Origin of the sequence: Candidatus Sulfidibacterium hydrothermale (assembly GCF_020149915.1) — a bacterium.
Taxonomy (GTDB): Bacteria; Bacteroidota; Bacteroidia; order Bacteroidales; family F082; genus Sulfidibacterium; species Sulfidibacterium hydrothermale.
This window is the reverse complement of sequence record NZ_CP083760.1, coordinates 1,861,080-1,881,323: the sequence shown is the minus strand read 5'-3', so window position 1 is coordinate 1,881,323 and position 20,244 is coordinate 1,861,080. Positions and strand designations below refer to the sequence as shown.

General features: G+C 43.7%; 18 protein-coding genes and 2 tRNA genes. 7 read left to right on the top strand and 13 right to left on the bottom strand.

All coding sequences use genetic code 11. From position 1 onward, the window contains the following. Positions 1 to 39: 39 nt before the first annotated feature. Together LA303_RS07410 and LA303_RS07405 are read right to left on the bottom strand one after the other, a co-directional pair. A complete protein-coding gene (locus tag LA303_RS07410; RefSeq protein WP_240524653.1) occupies positions 40 to 492 on the bottom strand; it encodes a hypothetical protein in 453 nt (150 codons plus the stop codon). 49 nt (positions 493 to 541) lie between these two features. Beyond that, the gene (locus LA303_RS07405) at positions 542 to 1,348 is read right to left on the bottom strand and encodes an SDR family oxidoreductase (RefSeq protein ID WP_240524652.1); all 807 of its coding nucleotides are present in this window, start codon (positions 1,346 to 1,348) and stop codon (positions 542 to 544) included. A gap of 176 nt (positions 1,349 to 1,524) precedes the next feature. Here LA303_RS07405 and LA303_RS07400 point away from each other — a divergent pair, with 176 nt between their 5' ends. Next, complete coding sequence (locus LA303_RS07400) at positions 1,525 to 2,103, top strand: hypothetical protein (RefSeq protein ID WP_240524651.1); 579 nt, start codon at positions 1,525 to 1,527, stop codon at positions 2,101 to 2,103. A gap of 84 nt (positions 2,104 to 2,187) precedes the next feature. Here the strand turns inward: LA303_RS07400 and LA303_RS07395 are convergent, their stop codons facing one another. From LA303_RS07395 to serC, 4 genes are all read right to left on the bottom strand, one after another. Then, positions 2,188 to 3,435, bottom strand: coding sequence for a DUF1015 domain-containing protein (locus LA303_RS07395; protein WP_240524650.1), 1,248 nt, complete (start codon positions 3,433 to 3,435; stop codon positions 2,188 to 2,190). Positions 3,436 to 3,513: 78 nt separating this feature from the next. Further along, positions 3,514 to 4,044: a four helix bundle protein gene (locus tag LA303_RS07390; protein WP_240524649.1), complete on the bottom strand. Its 531-nt coding sequence runs from the start codon at positions 4,042 to 4,044 to the stop codon at positions 3,514 to 3,516. A 69-nt stretch (positions 4,045 to 4,113) separates the two neighbouring features. Next, complete coding sequence (locus LA303_RS07385; RefSeq protein ID WP_240524648.1) at positions 4,114 to 5,034, bottom strand: NAD(P)-dependent oxidoreductase; 921 nt, start codon at positions 5,032 to 5,034, stop codon at positions 4,114 to 4,116. A gap of 57 nt (positions 5,035 to 5,091) precedes the next feature. Next, positions 5,092 to 6,165 carry a 3-phosphoserine/phosphohydroxythreonine transaminase gene (serC, locus tag LA303_RS07380; RefSeq protein WP_240524647.1) on the bottom strand — a complete coding sequence of 358 codons (1,074 nt, stop codon included), beginning with the start codon at positions 6,163 to 6,165 and terminating at the stop codon, positions 5,092 to 5,094. A gap of 172 nt (positions 6,166 to 6,337) precedes the next feature. Here serC and LA303_RS07375 point away from each other — a divergent pair, with 172 nt between their 5' ends. Beyond that, a complete protein-coding gene (locus LA303_RS07375) occupies positions 6,338 to 7,585 on the top strand; it encodes a C1 family peptidase (protein WP_240524646.1) in 1,248 nt (415 codons plus the stop codon). A 66-nt stretch (positions 7,586 to 7,651) separates the two neighbouring features. On the opposite strand, the gene LA303_RS07370 is transcribed toward LA303_RS07375, so the two are convergent. The 4 genes from LA303_RS07370 to LA303_RS07355 are packed head-to-tail and all read right to left on the bottom strand — an operon-like array spanning position 7,652 to position 11,415. After that, entirely contained in the window at positions 7,652 to 8,632 is a 981-nt protein-coding gene (locus LA303_RS07370; protein ID WP_240524645.1) for an NAD-dependent epimerase/dehydratase family protein, read from the bottom strand. Continuing rightward, positions 8,632 to 9,342, bottom strand: coding sequence for a CPBP family glutamic-type intramembrane protease (locus tag LA303_RS07365; RefSeq protein ID WP_240524644.1), 711 nt, complete (start codon positions 9,340 to 9,342; stop codon positions 8,632 to 8,634). The genes LA303_RS07370 and LA303_RS07365 overlap by 1 nt, the downstream gene beginning before the upstream one ends. Continuing rightward, the gene (locus tag LA303_RS07360; protein ID WP_240524643.1) at positions 9,329 to 10,270 is read right to left on the bottom strand and encodes a phosphatase PAP2 family protein; all 942 of its coding nucleotides are present in this window, start codon (positions 10,268 to 10,270) and stop codon (positions 9,329 to 9,331) included. Before LA303_RS07360 ends, LA303_RS07365 begins: the two co-directional genes overlap by 14 nt. A gap of 17 nt (positions 10,271 to 10,287) precedes the next feature. Further along, complete coding sequence (locus LA303_RS07355) at positions 10,288 to 11,415, bottom strand: hypothetical protein (RefSeq protein ID WP_240524642.1); 1,128 nt, start codon at positions 11,413 to 11,415, stop codon at positions 10,288 to 10,290. Between the two features lie 193 nt (positions 11,416 to 11,608). Between LA303_RS07355 and LA303_RS07350 the strand changes: the two genes are divergently transcribed. The 4 genes from LA303_RS07350 to pepE all read left to right on the top strand — a co-directional run bounded on the left by LA303_RS07350 (position 11,609) and on the right by pepE (position 15,422). Next, a tRNA-Leu gene (locus LA303_RS07350) sits at positions 11,609 to 11,693 on the top strand. A 77-nt stretch (positions 11,694 to 11,770) separates the two neighbouring features. Further along, positions 11,771 to 11,854: transfer RNA gene (locus LA303_RS07345), tRNA-Leu, on the top strand. Between the two features lie 250 nt (positions 11,855 to 12,104). Next, positions 12,105 to 14,663 (top strand): hypothetical protein, encoded by a 2,559-nt coding sequence (locus LA303_RS07340; protein ID WP_240524641.1) that lies wholly within the window; start codon positions 12,105 to 12,107, stop codon positions 14,661 to 14,663. Between the two features lie 30 nt (positions 14,664 to 14,693). Then, entirely contained in the window at positions 14,694 to 15,422 is a 729-nt protein-coding gene (gene pepE, locus LA303_RS07335; protein WP_240524640.1) for a dipeptidase PepE, read from the top strand. Between the two features lie 42 nt (positions 15,423 to 15,464). Here the strand turns inward: pepE and LA303_RS07330 are convergent, their stop codons facing one another. Beyond that, complete coding sequence (locus tag LA303_RS07330; RefSeq protein ID WP_240524639.1) at positions 15,465 to 15,980, bottom strand: shikimate kinase; 516 nt, start codon at positions 15,978 to 15,980, stop codon at positions 15,465 to 15,467. A gap of 149 nt (positions 15,981 to 16,129) precedes the next feature. Here LA303_RS07330 and LA303_RS07325 point away from each other — a divergent pair, with 149 nt between their 5' ends. Further along, a complete protein-coding gene (locus LA303_RS07325) occupies positions 16,130 to 19,075 on the top strand; it encodes a GH92 family glycosyl hydrolase (protein ID WP_240524638.1) in 2,946 nt (981 codons plus the stop codon). Positions 19,076 to 19,079: 4 nt separating this feature from the next. On the opposite strand, the gene LA303_RS07320 is transcribed toward LA303_RS07325, so the two are convergent. Both LA303_RS07320 and LA303_RS07315 read right to left on the bottom strand, forming a co-directional pair. After that, entirely contained in the window at positions 19,080 to 19,517 is a 438-nt protein-coding gene (locus tag LA303_RS07320) for a hypothetical protein (RefSeq protein ID WP_240524637.1), read from the bottom strand. Positions 19,518 to 19,594: 77 nt separating this feature from the next. Beyond that, the gene (locus LA303_RS07315; RefSeq protein ID WP_240524636.1) at positions 19,595 to 20,134 is read right to left on the bottom strand and encodes a hypothetical protein; all 540 of its coding nucleotides are present in this window, start codon (positions 20,132 to 20,134) and stop codon (positions 19,595 to 19,597) included. Between the last annotated feature and the right edge of the window lie 110 nt (positions 20,135 to 20,244).

The following is a 20,244-nucleotide window of genomic DNA, read 5'->3' as shown; positions in this document are numbered from 1 at the left end:
TTATCTTTTTGAAAAGACCGGGAAGAATGGCGCGGTTTTTTACAAATCCGTCACATTGCCTTCTTCGTCAACAATAACATCCCAGTTGACGAAGGCCACTTTCCCGTCACGCATGTAAAAATCCACCATTACTTCTTCAAAAGAGAGACGGGTTTCGCCTTCTTCGGTTTCTTTATCATAATCGGGTATTCCGTTGCGTTTCATGAGGTCAACGGCTTCTTCTTCAGTCATTCCGATAATTTTCTCACCAAACAAAGTGGCATCCGGATGACTGGTTTCGATGCCGGCTACTACCTGGCGGGTCAATCCTTCAAAAAAGACAGAAAATCCTTTATTCTGATAGTGTAAGAGTACGGCATTCAGTTCCTCATCTCCTTCAAAGTTGTCTACTTCCTCAGGCTCACCCAGGGCAGAAACCACTTTTTCCATGTCCATTCCGAACGTCAGGTCACCCAGTCCTTTTTTGGGAATTATTTCATAAGAGCTTATCATTTCAATAAAATTTTAATCGTTTATATTTTGTTCTTTTATTTATCTTCAATTATTTAAATGGTGAATCCGGTTCTTTGGCCATGTGATTATACACCAGCTTATCCAGAAATCCGGTAAAAAATTTACTCAGGAGCACTGTCAGTTTTCCTTCTGAAGTCAACACCATCGATCGTTTTCTTTTTTTCACTGCCCGGTAGATGTGTTCAGCCACTTCTTCGGCAGGCATAATCTTCCCTTCTTCCAACGGTGATTTTCCCTGCTGTGAGCCATCGGCTGTCAGCGCGGTATTTCGGATGTTGGAAGCCGTAAATCCGGGATATGCCATTAAAACATGAAGTCCCGTTTTTAAATTTTCGATACGCAGACTCTCCATAAAGCCATGGATCGCAAATTTAGAAGCCGAATAACCGGTTCTTCCGGGGAGCCCTTTGATGCCGGCTACCGACGAAACGGCAACAACCGAACCTTTGGTTTCAAGCAGAAAAGGCAAAGCATACTTGGTGCAATACACCGTTCCCCAAAAATTAACATCCATCACTTTTTTTAATACGTCAGGTGTGGTGTCTGCAAACAAAGCCCGCATGGAAATTCCGGCATTATTGATAAGCACGTCAATTTTTCCAAAAGTGTCGTGTGCTTTCAAAATAAAATCCTTGCAAGCTGCTTCGTCAGTGACATCTAAAGGTGCAAAAGCGGCTTTTCCTCCTTCGGCAACAATCTCATCCGTAATCTTTTTCAATGCTTCCACATTGCGGGCGCCTAAAAACACCGAAGATCCCTTACGGGAGAAGGTATATGCCAAAGCTTTACCAATCCCGGAACTTGCTCCAGTAATCACCACTACCTTATCCTTCATTCTGCTCCTTTTTCTTTTTTACAATGATAGGGAAAAACTTTTAAAAAAATTCTTTTTCCGGTAAAAACGATTGCGAATTAACGAAATATTTTGAATTTTTAACATTTTTTCGAAAAAAGTTTGTCCGGGGCCGTAATTTATAGTAGTTTTACATGCAACCCTTTAAAAATCAAATCATGACAAAAATCAGACTTGAAATTGACGAAGTGAAAATCTATCGTCCGCGTAAACGCTGGCATTTGTATTTTGTTGTTGTGGCCGAACATCCCGAAGACAATGACAAAATGATTATTTCCACCCTGCCGCAGCAGCCTTTTCTGCTGACCCACCGGCACGATAACGTGTATCATTTTGACGTACCGGACCAACCCGGTTCGGAAGGATTATTTGTACTGAGCCGCGAGATGCCCAAAGACCGTGAGCTGAACGTTCAGTTTTACCTGCGCCACAGCCGTAAAGCCACGCGCGACCTCGGACAAATTCTGGAAGACCTGAAAACCGGTATTGCCGGTGATGCGCTGGGAATTGTTTCTGATATTGTCGGAACCGCCGGGACTCCCTGGCTTGTCATTGCCAAGAAATCGCTTTCGATGGTTGGAAAGATTCTGGAAAAAATTCCGGACAAAGACTTTGGTTTTCTCAGCGCTTTCGAACGCTTCGGCCCCGAATTCGAAGCCCAGACCGACATTGACCGGGAAAAACAATTTACCGGCGATGCTTCAATGGTTTACAGTTGGACGGTAGACGATGATTAAACCGGTGCCATAACGCTTTTTCAAAGAAAAACGCCCTTGGAAAACTCATTCCAACGGCGTTTTTTTGTACGTAAGATTTTTGAATTAATCCAGTTCGTGTACGATCAAACCGGAACGCAATTTGGGCTCAAACCAGGTCGTTTTGGGAGGCATGATTTTACCACTGTCGGCAATACGGATCAATTGATCCATGCTTACCGGATAAAGGGCAAAAGCAACGGCCATTTCACCACTATCCACCCGTTTTTTCAATTCACCCAGTCCGCGAATTCCGCCGACAAAATCAATTCTTTTGTCGGTACGCAGATCTTTGATTCCGAACAACGGTTCCAGCACTTCATTGGTCAGAATGGTAACGTCCAGCACGCCAATAGGATCGTTATCGTCATAAGTGCCGTTTTTGGCGGTCAACGAATACCATTTTCCGTCAAGGTACATGGAAAAATTGTGCAGACTTTGCGGACGGTAAGCTTCCTCTCCTACCTCGCGGATGTTGAACGAATGCGCCAGCTTTTCGAGCAGCTCTTCTTTGGTCATTCCGTTCAGATCTTTGATCACCCGGTTGTAATCGATGATGGTCAGCTGATCTGCCGGAAAATGAACTGCAAGGAAATAGTTGTATTCTTCTTTGCCGGTATGGTTGGGATTGGCTTTTCGTTTTTCGGCTCCCACCAGCGCTGCTGCAGCGGTACGGTGGTGACCATCAGCCACGTATGTTGACGGCAATGTGGCGAAAAGCTCGACGATGCGGTTAATCAAATCTTTGTCTTTGATAACCCAGAAATGGTGTCCGAAACCATCTTCGGCGGTAAAATTGTATTCCGGTTCATGATTTTTCACAAAATCGGCAACGATTTGGTCCACTTCCGGAAGGGCCGGATAGGTAAAAAATACCGGTTCCATATTGGCGTTGGTTACCCGCACATGTTTCATCCGGTCTTCCTCTTTATCTTTCCGTGTCAGCTCGTGTTTCTTAATGACGTTGTTCAGATAATCGTCCACACTGGCGCAACCCACGATCCCATACTGGGTTTTCCCGTTCATGGTTTGGGCATAAATGTAGAGATATTCTTCATCGTCGGGTTTTAGCCATCCGTTGGCTTTAAACTTTTCGAAATTTTCTTTTGCTTTCTGGTAAACCGATTCGTCATAAAGACTAATCTCTTCCGGCAAATCAATTTCCGGCTTGATGATATGGAGGAGTGAATACGGATTTCCTTTTGCTTCTTCACGGGCTTCGCGTGAATTGAGTACATCATAAGGACGGGAAGCCACTTTTTCAGCAAGGTCTTTGGGAGGTCTCAGTCCTTTGAAAGGTTTTAATACAGCCATAATGTCCAGGTTTTTAAAGGTTAGATGAAAAATCGGCTTACGGAAACCCGTAAGCCGAAAATAAATAACAATATGATTTTAATCTTCCGGAAGATAATTCGGATCATGCGGTACCGGATCATTGTTGTAATGACCGTTTCCGTTATGATTATTGTGATTGTTGTGATATCCGTTATTGTGATTGTTTAACGAACGTTGAAGCGAAGAAATCAAAGCACCCACCATTTTGGTCATTTCCATCAGTTGTGTCCTGGATTCTTCTTCATGCGATTCGCTCATCATGTTCAGTCCGTAAGCCAGTGTGGTGTAAACCATACATTGACGGATGGCGCTTTTGGCCATACGCAAATAATAAATAAACTGCGTTTTGTTGCGGGCCGAGCCCTCAGCAATATAAAGCGCGATATTACGGGCAGCATCATTAAACCGAACGGCAAATTGCGTTTTATCACTTTCCGGAAACAACGAAGTTACATCCTGCAACCAGGTAATGTAATCCAGCGACTTATGGTAAATTCGTAAATCTTCAAAACGAAAAAATGTCCCTGTACGTTCCTGTTTTTCAGTCTGTTCCATCTTCTCTTCATTCTTGTTTTCGTTGTACATCATAACATTAAAATTTTTAATGGTTTTTCCATTTCAAACGAAATGGCAGAGTAAATTATTTTGATTAAAAAATTAGTTCACTTTAAACGTGGTATCTCCCTTTTCAAAAAAGGCAATGATTTGTTTGGCTGCTGCAATACCGGCATTGATATTGGCTTCGGCCGTTTGGGCTCCCATTTTCTTGGGCGTAAAGAAACAACGGTCGGCAAAGTCTTTCTCAATCACTTCACGATTATCGGGAGCAATGTCTGAAATGTATTTGAAATCATCCCGGTCCTGGAATATTTTGAGAAGACCTTCTTCGTCGATAACTTCTTTACGTGCCGTATTCACCAGGGTAGCTCCTTTTTTCATTTTCGACAGCAAAGCATAATTGATGGATTTGATGGTATGCTGATTAGCCGGAATATGCAGGCTGATGTAATCGCAGTCGGCATACATTTTTTCCAGGTCTTCATATACTTCAACGCCATCGGCTTCGATGGATTCTTTGGAAACAAACGGATCAAAAGCACATACTTCCATACCAAATCCTTTGGCAATGCGGGCTACATTTTTTCCCACATGTCCGTAAGCCTGAATACCCAGTTTTTTCCCTTTCAGCTCGCTGCCGGGTTTTCCGTTGAAATGATTCCGGGCTTGAAAGACCATCATTCCGAGAGCCAGTTCGGCTACGGCATTAGAGTTTTGTCCCGGTGTGTTTTCCACAACTACCCCATGTGAGGTGGCAGCCGAAAGATCCACATTATCGTAGCCGGCACCGGCACGCACTACAATTTTTAACTGGGGAGCAGCCGAAAGAATCTCTTCCGTAATTTTATCACTCCGGATAATCAGCGCTTCTGCATCGACCACAGCCGCTTTTAAAGCTTCCTGGCCGTCATATTTTTCAAGAAACCGGCATTCATAACCGGCTTGGTCAAAAATATCCTGAATCTGTTTCACGGCTTCACCGGCAAAAGGTTTCACCGTGGCTACAAGAACTTTTGTCATTGCAATAAAGTTTTAATGAGTAAAATTGAAGAAAATAAAAAACAAGTATCCGGCATTTTACCGGTTATTTTTTTCAAACTCCTGCATGCAGGTTACCAAAGCTTCCACACTCTCAATCGGCAAAGCATTGTAAAGCGATGCTCTGAAACCGCCTACCGAACGATGGCCTTTTACACCCACCATTCCTTTTTGAGTGGCAAATTCAAGAAAAGCTTTCTCTTTGTCTTCATGGCCATCATTCATCACAAAGCAGACATTCATCAGCGACCGGTCTTCTTTGTTGGTTACTGTTCCTTTGAACATGCTGTTACGGTCAATTTCATCATACAGCATAGCCGCTTTCTTCTGGTTGATCTGCTGCATGATTTCCACACCGCCCAGCTCTTTCACCCAGCGAAGAGTTTGCAACAAAGCATAAATTGCAAATACCGGAGGCGTGTTGAACATGCTTCCTTTATCGATGTGGGTTTTGTAATTTAACATGGTGGGAATCGGACGATCCACTTTTCCGACGATATCGTCGCGGATAATCACAAAAGTAACTCCTGCCGGTGCCAGATTTTTCTGGGCTCCGCCATAAATCAAAACATATTTTGATACATCCACCGGACGGCTTAAAATATCAGATGACATGTCGGCCACTAACGGAACCGGTGAATCCAGATCGGTTTTAATTTCTGTTCCGTAAATGGTATTATTGGTGGTGATATGAAAATAATCGGCATCTTCCGGAATGGTAAAATCTTTAGGAATGTAGGTAAAGTTTTTATCTTCCGATGAAGCCACCACCTCTACTTCGCCAAACAGTTTGGCTTCTTTAATGGCTTTGGTAGACCATGCTCCGGTATTGAGATAAGCTGATTTTTTCCCCATAAGGTTATAAGGAATCATGGCAAACTGGGTGCTCGCCCCTCCGCCAAGAAATAAAACAGAATAACCCTCCGGAACATTTAACAGGTCTTTCATTAACTGTTGGGCTTCTTCCATCACCGCAACAAACTCTTTGCTACGATGGGATATAGACAATAAGGAAACTCCTGTTCCGGCAAAGTCAAAAATGGCATCTGCCGTGTTTTTCAGGGTTACATCCGGCAAAATAGATGGCCCTGCATAAAAATTGTGCTTTTTCATTGTTTCAGTTTTTTGAGTATTTTCAAAAAGTGTTGCAAAGATATAAGAAAGGCACGGAAAACACCAAAAAGATTAACTTAGAATATTTCTAATTTGCTCCCCCTGCCCTGGTGGCTTTCGGAACTATTCCGTATTTTTGAAGCAAAATAACAACCATTCAATTTTAAGTATTATGAGAAAGATAATTACCATTTTGCTGGCGTTGGCTATTCTGCCAGCCATGCAGGTTTTTGCCCAAAGTAAGGACAAAGCCAAATTTGAACCTTCGCAAAACCATTTCTATCCCGATGTCATCATGAAAGATGTAAAAGCGGTACAGGAAAGACTCCATCCGCAAAAAAAACATCTTTATTTTATGATGGATCAGTCGGGGATGGATTTGCCCAACAAAGTATCATTGTATAAAACTTTCTGGCATACGCCTACCACTTCGCAGGGCAATACCGGAACCTGCTGGTGTTTTTCTACCACCTCTTTTTTCGAATCGGAAGAACATCGTCTTTTCGGAAAAGATGTGAAGTTGTCTGAGATGTACACCGTTTACTGGGAGTACGTTGAAAAAGCCAAAGGTTATGTGGAAAGCCGCGGGACAACCGTTTTTGATGAAGGCTCTGAAGCTAACGCTGTACGGCGCGATTACAAAAAATACGGAATTGTTCCCCGTTCGGTTTATGACGGATTTAAAGACGGAAGAAAATTCTATTCCCATGCCGAAATGGTGAAAGAAATGAAAACTTATTTGCACAGTGTGAAAGCTGCTGATGCCTGGAACGAAGACGCTGTGGTGGCTACCATTAAAGCCATTTTGAACCGTTATATGGGTGAGCCGCCTACCCATTTTACTTATCAGGGAAAAGAATATACCCCTAAAAGCTTCCTGAAAGATTATCTGAAGCTGAATATGGATGATTATGTCGATGTGCTTTCGTATGAACAACAACCGTTCTGGCATCAGGTGGAATATCAGGTTCCGGACAACTGGTGGCACAGCAAAGCCTATTACAACGTTCCTCTGAAAGTATTTATGGATGTTTGGAATACAGCTATCGAACACGGTTACACCATGGCCATCGGCGGTGATGTGTCCGAAGCCGGATTTTCACGCAAAACCAATGTGGCACTGATTCCTGATTTTGATATTCCGGCAGCTTATATCAACGACAATGCCCGTCAGTTCCGCTTTTCGAATCACACAACTACCGATGACCACGGGATGCATTGTGTTGGTTACTACAAAGACAAAAAAGGACAGATGTGGTATCTGATCAAAGATTCCAGCTCCGGCTCACGTAATGTCGATCCTAAAAGCCCCGAATTTGGATATTATTTCTTCAGTACGCCTTACGTCGAACTGAAAATGATGGATTTCATGGTGCACAAAGACATGTTCAAAAAATACATGAAAAAATTCCCGCATTAATACCAAAACATGCTGAATATTAAAAAGCTGTCTTTATATAAGGCAGCTTTTTTTTTTCAATTAGCATTACTGGTTCCGGTAACTTTCCACGGTTTTACGTAATCCTTCTTTCAGTCCGATATGGGGCTGGTAATGAAAATGATCTTTGAGTTTTTGGATACTGAAATGGTAATCTCTCCCTCCGTTATTCACCCGGTAAGGGGTTAAAAAAGGTTCGCTTTGAATTTTAAATAACTGATGAAAAGCATAATAACTTTTTGCTGCCGCCATAGCCAAACCATAAGGAATCGATGTTTTTGGCAGTTTTACATCCAATGCTTCCGCCAGGGCGGTATTAAATTCGTGCCAGGTGATATCCAGTCCGTCGGTGGCCAGGTAGGCATTTCCGGCCGCTTCGGGACGGGTAGCGGTTAAAAGCAGAATGTCAATCAGATTTTCCACGTAAACCGGACAGGTTTTGCTTTTGCCGTGGTTGATCTCGGCGAATTTTCCTTGTAAAAGCGCATCGATGTATTTAAAAAGAAAAGTCCGGTCGTTTGGTCCAAACACATTTCCCGGTCGGACGGCCGTAATTTCCATAGATGTTTCAGATGAGTAATGCCAGAGCCATTGTTCTGCCATCCATTTGGTTTTTGCATACGGAATCAGGTTTTTTGCCGGCGGATCCTCTTCTTTCCCATTTTGTTTCCCAAAGCCGTGAAAAGCTACCGTACTAACGTAAATCAATCGTTTTACGCCTGTGGCAGCAGCTGTTTCCGCCACATTTTGTGTTCCTCTGAAATTCACCTGTTCAAAAAGAGCATTCGGCCCCCAGTCGGCAGCCAGTCCGGCTACATGAAAAACTTTTGAAATTTCTTTAAAAGCCGGTGGCAAACTCTCTTTCCGGACAATATCGCCATAAATAAGCTGAACATTTATCCCGTTCAGGAAACGCAAATCCGAGCTTTTCCTGACCAAAGCAAGCACTTCATAGCCATCATTTACCAGTCGCCGGCAAAGATTGCTGCCGATAAAGCCATTGGCTCCGGTAACCAATACCCTTTCCATCAATGAAAATAAATGATAAATAAATCGGTAAGTACGCCTATGGAAACATGAATAGCAAACACATACCAGATCGAACGGCTTCGCAAGGCAATCATCCCGAACAGAATCCCGACCACAATGGAACCGATAATTTCACCTTCCGGTTTGCCAATGTGTACCAGACACGATGAGATGGTCTGTATTAAAATGGCATTGACAGCCCCAAAGCGTTTTACCAGCCCGAACAGCAAAAACCCGCGAAAGAAAAACTCCCAGGCCACGTAGTAAAACATCACGTAAGCCAACTCGTACACCAGCAAATGCGACTGGTCGGTCAGCAGACTTTTTGCCAGCGGATATTCCACCCGCAGCGACGGCATTTTGGAGGCAAGAAAAATAACCGGTACCACGAGCAACGGAATGGTGATTAACCATTTCAGCCCGTATTTCACATCGCCTAATCCCCATCCGAAATCGTACAACGATTTCTTCATGCCCCATTTTACATACAACGCCGGCAAAATAAACATCAGCAGAAAAAATACGCCAAACTGCCAGTAACGGGCAATCAGATCGCCACCGGGTACCTGCCGGAAACGGGGAAAATATTCATAAAAAAATTGCGGATAACCGTGATAACGGTAAATGGTAAGCAGTACCGGAGCGCTCAGCAACATCACATAAACATGGATGTCTCGCTTTTCAAAAGAAATTCCTTCAAAACTTTTCATTTCTTTCACAATAAGGAGCCCAGTGGTTCCTGATTTTTTTATCATAAAACCGGCCGGCAATGGTAACAGCTACAATGGTCCAGATGATTCCGGCAAAAATATCCACGACATAATGAAACCGGCAATAAACCACGGCCACTAATATTCCGGCAAATAACGGGATAAAGATAAAAAACATTTTCCGGTTATACCGCGCCATAATAATTAATGTGGTGAGTGTGGTGGCAATGTGCAAGCTGGGAAATGCGTCAAACTTGTTGGGCTCAAATACATGAATAAAATCACGAATCGGCACAGCCAAAAAAACGCCGTTCAACGGTTTGGTTTGCAGCTGCATAAGCGGCTCGTAAAAACGCGGCCCCATCGCCGGTACAAAAAAATAGGTGATGTATGCACCATAATTGACGACCAGTAAAAGAAAAATACTGCGGTCCAGTTCGGTGAACATTTTCTTTTTGTACAGCCACACCAGAATAAAAAGCGGAAACGGATAATAAACAAAATAAATCAGGTACAACAAATCCGTAAGCCAGGGATGCACCCACTGTTCTATCCAAACCGTCGGATGAACACCAAACAGTTGATAATCGAGACGTGCCAGTTCATAATCAAAATCATGCGGATTGAAATAGGGCAAGATCATGAAAAAGCTCTCGAATATCACAAACATGAAAATAAGCGGATAAAAATCGAGAAACACTTTCCCTATTTTCTGTCCCGGCGTTTTCATTTTGCCTGCCGGCAGTTTCTTTCGCAGAAAACCGGCCATCCATACCAAAGCAAGAGAAAAGAACAAAACCACCAAAGGCCATACCCCATAAGGATTATGCGGCAATGAAATAAGGTAAAACAGGAAAATAATAAAAACAAAAACTACATTCAGCACATCGATGATATGACGTGTCTTCGACTTAAAAAAAGGGGTCATAACGATATGCCGTAGGTTTATTTAAAATCGAGCGAATAAATACGATAGGTTTTATACGGATCGGCTTTGATGTTTTGCAAAATCCGGTTCATCATGGTATTGTTTTCCAGAATCCAGCTGGCTTCGGCTTCCACATACCCTTTTTCTTTGGCCGCCTTAAAACAACGGGCATACATCACCGTGTCAATTCCTTTCAGCCGGTAACCGTCAATAAGTCCGAGTGTCAGCACCCGACCCCGGTTTACTTTTTTCTTGAAATTGATCAGCTTCAGGAAATTAAACGGAAACAACCGCCCGTTTCGAATGGTTCGCGTGATCTGGTTCAGATCGGGCAAAACGGCAATAAATGCCACCGGTTTCCCTTTATCTTCTGCAATGTAAACCAAATCAGGCGAAGTAACCATCTTCAGCTCATCGGCCAACGCATCAAATTCATCGTCATCCATAGGAATAAAACCCCAGTTCTTTTCCCAGGCTTTGTTATATACCGACCGTAGTTTGGGCGCTTCTTCCCGGATCTTTTTGAAGTTGGCCTGACGGATATAAATTCCGTCCTGATTCAACCGTTCTTCAATCTTGTCAGCCAGCTGAATATATCGCAACGGGAAATCCTTTACGGCAAAACGATACGAAAACAGATCCATTTTTTTCTGGAATCCTGCGGCTTTGATCAACTCATCGTAATAAGGTTTATTATGCACCATCATAACGTACGGCGGCGTGTCAAAACCGTTTACCAACGTGCCGCAAGTGTCGTTGGTCGATGGATTCATTGGTCCATAAACCCCTTCCACTCCTTTGTCTTTCAGCCATCCTAAAGCCGCATCAAACAAGGCTTTAGCTACTTCCTTGTCGTTTACCGTCTCAAAAAAACCGAAAAAGCCGTAATTTTCTTTCCAGTGTTTTACATAGTTATCATTGGTAATGGCAGCAATTCGTCCTTTCACCTTTCCATTCTCATCCAACGCAATAAAGTAATCCGCATCCGCATGATGAAAAAATGGATTTTTCTTTTTATCCAGCGTCTCTTTTTGAACGATTCTCAGGTCGGGAGCGTATAACGGGTCATCGGCATAAAGCGCATACGGAAAATCAATAAAGGCATTCAAATCCTTTTTATTTTCCACTTTTTTGATCTGAACCATACCACAAGTTTTAGGTGCCAAATATAAATCATTTTTTTAAAACAAAATCTTTTTATACACCGTCCGGCTGCTGCCACTATGCAACCCCGGTCCTCTCCTCCTCCGAAAAAAAACAGATAAAAAATTTTACAATATTTTTTCAAAAATTTGTCCATTCGAAAAGAAAATATATTACTTTTGCCCACTCAAAAATGCCCAGATGGCGGAATTGGTAGACGCGCATGGTTGAGGGCCATGTTCCCGTTAAGGGAGTGCAAGTTCGATTCTTGTTCTGGGCACTAAGAGCAGATGAAAGCGGCTAAAGACAAAATGAATCGTTCTTTTACACAGGTCGCGCCTCTTTCATCGACAAAAAGCCCAAGTGGCGGAATTGGTAGACGCGCTAGTTTCAGGGACTAGTGACCGCAAGGTCGTGTAGGTTCGAGTCCTATCTTGGGCACCTAAACCCGTATTTTCAATGGAAAGTACGGGTTTTTTTATGGGCGCCGGACGGGCCATCCGCTATAAGCATCCTTGCAGGTACACAGTACTTTAAGCCGTGCGTGGGCTCCGGTTGTCGCCTCCGCCGGCCAACAGTGCTTACGTGTACCCGCTTCGGCTGCTATACGCTTCTGTCCCTGGCGCAGAAGATGGAAAAAAACAAACCGCTGATAAGGCAAACTTCCTATTTTTGCAAAAAATTTTTATCGTTGAAAAAACTGGTCCGGATTCTCTTTTTTTCCCTGCTTCTCCTTGCTTTTCCTTTCCAGGGAAAGACACAGACCTGGTACGAGACCTCCTCTTTTCACTTGACTTACTCCGGCACTTCGCATGACGAAAATTTACGGCACATTTTCAACCTGTTGGCTTTCAACAATAACTGCAGTGTTCTTAGTTTGCAAATCAACCTTTCGTTTCAAACTCAATTTAACCTTTCCACCTCCCCGTCAGGAATTCCTGTTTTACGCTATGCGGTAATGCTGCGAAAAATCAGCGGGAATACCCGTTTCCGCGATTTTCATGTGGATACCCTGCTTGTTCCCGAAAAAGCAGAAGTGATTATTCATGTTTATAAAAATCAGCAACTGGTCGATACCCTCTATCAAACCATTGACATCAACCGCGAACAGGTCTTTATTCCGGTATCCGAAAAAACGCCCGTCTCCTCGCTGTATATCACTTTCCAGATGAAACAAATCCGTTTTACCTCGCATAATTTAAAACGATTTGTCCGCTGCGCTTCCGAAATCAACCATTACTACGGCTACCGTAGAATAATGAAGGAACTTCCCCTGATTTTAACAAAAACCAACGATATTCACCTGATTCCGTCTTCCGTATTTGTCAATTATCTTGCGTTGTCCAGACTTTCATACGACATCCGGAGCCATCATTTTCCCTCTTTTCTGCATTTGAATAAAAAAGATCCGGTCCATTTTCAGCGAATCTTTGCTGCCGTTCAGCGTAAACAAATTCGCATGAAAACCCTTTCGGATGAAATCCTGAACGGTCAGGATAAACCTCCTGCCTCGGATAACGAGGCCTTTGCCCGCGCTTATACTGCATTGTCGGTAAAAGCGGTGATGTTGGCAGGCGAACATCAGCCTTTTACGGCAGCCAGTTTTACCGAATATGCTTCTGTTCCCCCGCAAAAAACCGATAAAAACTTCATTTTACAAGTAGCCGGCTATTATCAGCAGTATCAGCCACAGGATGTTCCTGCTGTTTACCAGAAAATCTATAAAAACTTTATCGAAGATGCCGCTTTTTATACCCGGCAGAAAAAATATGTCACGGCCATTGATTTTCTGACCAATGCCCGTGTTTTCGAATCGGCTTTTCCGGCCATAAAGCCGGTTTACGCGTTGGATACGCTGTTGGTAACGGCCCACGACGGACTGGCTTTTTCCTATTTAAAAGTTGCCCGTATTGCACTGAAACGGGGCGACAAAACATTATCCGAACAATATATCCAAAGGGCTCTTGCCGGACTTCATTACAAAACCGGAAATGCGCTGCCGGCGGCACTCCCCTGTTACCGGAACACCGCGCAACAATTTATCCAGCTCTCTTTAATGGCAATACAGTCCGGAAACAATATCCGGGCACTCAACCTGTTATTTCATGCCCACAATGCCTGTCCGCAGGATGCAAAAACCGACTCATTACATCGAATTATCTGTCAGCATTTGCTTGCCGGACAACAAGAATCCATAAAAACGTTGTTGCGGCTGAATCAACCCCTCCGGGCAGCCGATTCGTTGGAAAAAATGGCCGTTCGGGTTCCGCTGCTTTGTCGTGAAAATCCGGATTCGGTAAGAAAGAAACAACTTTCCGGTATGGCTGACATGATTTTTGAACAGCTTCTGGAAGAAGGCAGCAATACCAACCAGGATATCCGGCAAACCATGCGCTGCCTGAAAAGTGCTTTGACGCTCCAGAAAAACTTTTACCTGCCTTCTTCTTCGCGTTTGGATTCACTCATCCGGAAAGCAGCTACCCCTTATATTCTGGCACTGGCGGCGCAAGCCCGTATGGCCGTGTGGCAAAGAAATTTTGTTCGTGCCGATTCGTTGTACCGGCAAACCCGGCAACTTGCTGTTCAGTACCAGGTTAACCGGCAGCTTATCGTTAACCAGACACTTACCGCCTTATGTAAAGAGATAAAAAATTCAGGTTGCCAGTGGAAACAGGTACAGATAAAACAACTTTTGCAAAATACCCGGAATGATATTAAAGCCTACCGGCTGACACGGGCAGAGAGTAATTTCCTGAAAGCAAAAAAATGGTACAAAGCCCATCCGGACTGTCCGGTGAATGATCCGGAAATTGACAGTCTTTTCACACTGTATACTCAGGTTTTCCAGTTTATTCATGCTTATCATGCTATGACCCAGCAGTTGTTTAACAAAGGCTTTTCAGCGGTTGTCCAGCAATATGCACAACTTGATGCACAATATCATAAAGCATCCCTGTCACGTTTTTCTCTTCCGTTCGTGCCGCTGCTGTCGTTTGTTCAAAAACAACATTCGGACGAAATAACCCTGACGGCAATGCGGTATTTCATCCGGCAAAAAGATTTTTCCACGGCATTAAAATACCTTTTGGTACTTAAAAATCCGGCGAAAGCCAAAACAGAGCAAAAGCAAATTGCTGCCGGTTACGTTTCAAAAAAACAAATCCCGAAAAAAGCAATCCTTGATAATCCTGACTTTTCTGTTTTTTCAAAAGCTTATTTCCGGTATCTTGAGGAGAGAAAGATCCTTTAATTATGCATTAAAAATCAAAAAGATAAAACGATGAATTTATTGTTAATCAGCAACTCAACCATGGCCGGAGAGCCTTATCTTCACTGGCCGCTTCAGCATCTTACCGACTTTTTCAACTGCCATCAGGTAAAAGAAGTCTGTTTTATTCCTTATGCCGGCGTACATCTCCACGATGGCGGGCTACAAGCTTCTTATGATGTTTATACTCAACGTGTGGCCGGTGTTTTTCAGTCTTTTGGCGTAAAAGTAACCGGCATTCATAACGAAAAAGATCCGGAAAAAGCCATTCGTTCAGCCGAAGCAGTGGTGGTGGGCGGTGGCAACACTTTTTATCTGGTGGCCGAGATGTACCGCAACGGAATCATGAATGTCCTGCGTGAGAAAGTGAAAGCCGGAATGCCTTATGCCGGCTGGAGTGCCGGAGCCAATGTAGCTTGTCCTACGCTGAAAACCACCAACGACATGCCCATTGTAGAACCGGAAAGTTTTCAAACGCTCGGACTGATTCCGTTTCAAATCAATCCGCATTATCTTGATGCCCACCCGGACGGACATGGCGGGGAAACACGCGAACAACGCATTGAAGAATTTCTGGCCGTAAATCAGGATACCACGGTTGTCGGATTACGCGAAGGCTGTTTGCTCTTGTTCGAAAACGATACGTTGCACCTGAAAGGGAACAAAAGCATGCGTATTTTCCGTCATAACACAGCACCCCGGGAAGTTGACCCCGGAAGCGATTTGTCATTTTTGCTTTAAATCAGCTGTTTGGCCCTGATATCATTTATGAATTGAAAACTTTTACGGTTGCCAGGAATTGATTTTCTCAATCAGGACATCCAAAGTGTCCCCGGGCAGGTTACTATGAAGTTGTGCCATTTCGTAACAATCTTTTCGTTCGGCCAGTTTTTCCTCGATATACCGGATCAGGGCTTCTCCGGTTTTCCCCTGCACCAATGGGCGTTTTCTTTTGGCGTTTAACAGACGTTGCGCCAGCGCAGCAGGAGGCATTTTCAGGTATACGGTCAGCCCGTGCCGGTTCATCTTTTCCATTCCCTGAAAAACACACGGTGTTCCGCCACCGGTAGCCACCACTACCCTGCTCATCGTAAAAGTTTTCAATAAAAGATCATGTTCCAGTTTCCGGAAAAGCGATTCATCATATTTTTGAAAAAAGTCATGAATTTCGATCTTGTATCTTTCTTCAAAAAAGTCGTCCATATCCACAAAACGGTATTCCAATGCACGGGCCAGCTTTTTCCCCAGGGTGCTTTTGCCGGCTCCCATAAACCCCACAAGATATATCCGTTCGATCATCTTTTTTTTCTTTCCGGTCAAAAATAAACTCTTTTGCCGGAACGGGAAAAAAATCGGCAGAAAAACCGGAATAAAACAGCTTATCCCCAAAAAATTCACGTAATTTTGTAAGGCTAAAACCAAAACATCAACCTGTAAAAACGCATCCCATGAAAAAATTTTTCCCCTTTGCCGTGCTTTTCCTTTTCTTCGGTTTCACTGCCTGTAATCAGGCCAATACCGACAAACCGGTAGATGATGTCAACCCTTTTATCGGCACCGGCGGACACGGACACACTTTTCCCGGAGCCACCGTTCCGTTCGGTATGGTTCAACTGAGTCCGGATACCCGGCTCGAAGGCTGGGACGGTTGTTCGGGATACCATTACAACGACACCATTGTTTACGGTTTTTCGCATACACATTTGAGCGGAACGGGTATTGCCGATTATTGCGATATTTTGTTGATGCCTACCGCAGGAAAATACTTTTTTAATAATGGATACAAAAAAGGTGCCGATCAGGGATACGCTTCCCGTTTCAGCAAAAAAACAGAACAAGCTTCACCCGGATATTACTCGGTTAAACTGGCTGACTATGGCATCAAAGTAGAACTAACAGCTACTAAAAGAGTGGGTTTTCAGCGTTACACTTTTCCGAAAAATAAAAAAGATTATGTTATCCTTGACCTGACCCATCGCGACAAGGTGCTGGCTTCCTCTTTTAAGCAGGTTGGACCGGCTGCTTTTGAAGGGATGCGGCGGTCACAATCCTGGGCACAAGACCAATACCTTTATTATTATATCCAGTTTAATCAGCCGGTCAAACAGCTTTATCTCTCGGTAAATGATACGGTGCGCCCGGGCAAAACAAGTGCCAACAGTAAAAATATCAAAGTTGTTTTTGATTTTGGGAAGCTAAAAAATCCGGTTTTACTGGTGAAAACAGGAATCTCAGCTGTTAGTGCAGACGGCGCCCGCAAAAATCTTGAAGCCGAAGTCCCTGGTTGGAATTTCGATGCCGTCCGTCAGCACGCACGCGCGGTATGGAATAAAGAGCTCAGCAAAATCCGCATCAAAGCGGATCAAACTACACGGGCCATTTTTTATACCGCTTTGTATCACACCATGATTGCTCCCAACCTGTTCATGGATGTGGACGGAAAATACCGCGGCACCGATTTAAAAATTCATCAGGCCAAAAACTTCACCAATTACACCGTTTTTTCTCTTTGGGATACTTTCCGGGCTACCCATCCGCTTTACACACTCATAGAGCAAAAAAGAGACGAGGATTTTATCCGTACTTTTCTGCATCAGTACGAAAACGGCGGTCAGCTTCCGGTTTGGGAACTGGCAGGAAATTACACCGGTTGCATGATTGGCTATCATTCGGTTCCGGTGATTGTGGATGCGTACATGAAAGGACTGCGGGATTTTAATGCCGAAGAAGCTTTTCAGGCAATGAAACACAGTGCCATGCAAAACAAACTGGGATTGGCGGCCTATAAAAAGTACGGGTATATTCCTTCCGATAAAGAATCGGCATCGGTTTCCAAAACGCTGGAATACGCTTATGACGACTGGTGCATTGCCCAGATGGCCAAAGCCCTGAACAAACCGGAAGATTACCGTTATTTTATTCAGAGAGCTCAGAATTACAAAAACATCTTTGACCCGCAAACCGGATTTATGCGTCCCAAAAGCGACGGAATCTGGAAATATCCGTTTGACCCGACCGAAGTGGACTTTAACTACACCGAAGCCAATGCCTGGCAATACACGTTTTTTGTACCCCAGGATGTCTCCGGCCTGATGAAACTTATGGGGGGAAAGAAAAAGTTTGCCCGTAAACTGGATCAGTTGTTCACCACTCAGCAAAAATTAACCGGACGTCATCAGCCGGACATTACCGGATTGATCGGACAATACGCTCATGGCAACGAGCCGAGCCATCATATTGCTTACCTGTATGATTATGCCGGACAACCCTGGAAAACGCAGGCCATGGTGCAGAAAATCATGAAAGAGATGTACTCGGATCAGCCCAATGGCTTGGCCGGAAATGAAGACTGTGGCCAAATGTCGGCCTGGTACGTACTGAGTGCCATGGGGTTCTATTCGGTTACTCCCGGCGAACCGGTTTATGCTTTGGGAAGTCCGCGATTACATCAGGCTGAAATCCGTCTTTCCAATGGAAAAACATTCACTATTCAAGCCCGGAACCTGTCCGATAAAAATATCTACATCCAGTCGGCTACCCTTAATGGCAAGCCCTATTCCCGGTCGTACCTGACACAGAAAACCATTGTGAAAGGCGGGAAATTCGTACTGGTTATGGGGCCCAAACCAAACAAAAGTTTTGGAGCTGCTCCCGGGGAGGTTCCCGTTTCTCAGATTACTGACCACCTGATCGTTCCGGTACCTTATTGTAATGCCAAACAAAAAGTTTTTGTCCGGCCTTTTGCTTTGCGTTTTGCCGATGTGGATACAACTGCCGTAATTGATTACCGGAAAAACGGAAAAACGCCGGTAGTTGAATTTAATCATCCTTTGAAGGTAAGCCAAACTACCGGCTTTGTGTATTACGCCAAAAAGGATTCAGTACAATCTAAAGCGGTACAAATGCGTCTGGTACGCTTTCCCGAAGGGCGGAGCATTAAACTTTATTCCCGTCCCGGACGCCAATATACAGCCGGAAGCGATTCGGCATTGATTGACGGACTGTATGGTGGCGATGATTTCAGCAGTGGCGGCTGGATGGGATTTCAGGGTAAAAATCTCAAAGCGGATATTTCACTCGGAAAACGGATGCCGGTCTCCTATTTCTCGGCTCATTTCCTGCAAAACACGTATTCGTGGATTTTTATGCCGGAAAAAGTGACCTTCTATATTTCCAATGATGGAAAACATTTTACACCGGTCGGGGTAATCAAAAACCAGGTTTCTCCGCATCAAGGAGGAAACATTATCAAAAGTTTTACCCTGCGATTAAAACATCCGGTAAAAGCAAAATATGTTCGTGTGATTGCCCAAAACCGGGGGCAATGCCCCAAGTGGCACAAAGGTTACCCCGGCAAAGCCTGGATCTTTGCTGATGAGATCACCATAAAATAATCGATTACTTGGAAACGGTTATTCGTTTTACATAAACCGTGTCGTAAATATCGGGAGGATAAGGCTGATTGACGTGGATAATATACATTCCGGTATCCAAACGACTCACATCCAACGCACTACCATAAAGGTAAGATATGGCCTCTGTGCAGATATCTCTCTGCTCGTGTTTTCCGTAAACGGTAACATCGATTAAATTATCCGTCAACGTGGCATCAAAACGGGAGAAAGTGTAACAGCCATCCGGCCCCAGCGTAGCATAAAATTTAATGGTTAGGTTTTGCCCTAAAAAAATGCTGGACGGATATTCAATACTGTCCACTTGAACCTGAAACTCCGTGTATTCCGGAATATCATACGAATCATCGTCACATCCGCCGATAAAAAACAGGCCGGAGAGAATAATTCCGGCCAGGAATGTCTGTAGCCATACTTTTTTCATACTCGTGTCTTTTGTTTTCTGTTTAAAGATAAGAATTGCTGCAATTTCCGTTCCACTTTTTGCCGGTTTTCCGTCCGCTAAAGTCCTAAAATTTTTGCATCCACGAAAAATTTACTGTGAATGGATACATCGGTGTCATGCGAAATCAGTTCGCGTGTCGTGGTGGTGGTTTTCAATTTGTAGGTGTCTTTTTCGATGTATTCTTTCAAATCGTCTGTCGATACTTCCAGCGTAATTTTTTTCAATCCGGTTTTCGGAATATCGTACAGCCAGGCAATCTTCTTTTCCGGCAGTCCGTCGGCGCTTATGGAAATCTCAATGTCTTTCAAAAAATCGAAGGTGGCTTCCTCCGGACTGGTGATGGTCATGTCCATTTCCGAAAGATTGATGATGTCAATCAGGCTTTTATGGGTATTGTTCGATTCAAATTCACTCTCGGAGTTGGTGGTTATGTCCGGTGTCATAATGTCAACGGGCAAATCGATCTTCAATGTTTTCGGAATAGTGATCTCCGTATCATAATCGATATAGAACTGGGTGAGTTTCGACAATTCATCGCAACCTTGCTGGGCAAACAGCAGCGGAATAAACAATAAAAATAACACGAATCGTTTCATATTACACGCTTTTTGATTGTTGAATTTTTTTACTACCAAACACTATTTAGATTTAATCTAATTAAAATTAGGCTGCAAATGTAACATATATTTTTAATCTGCATATATCT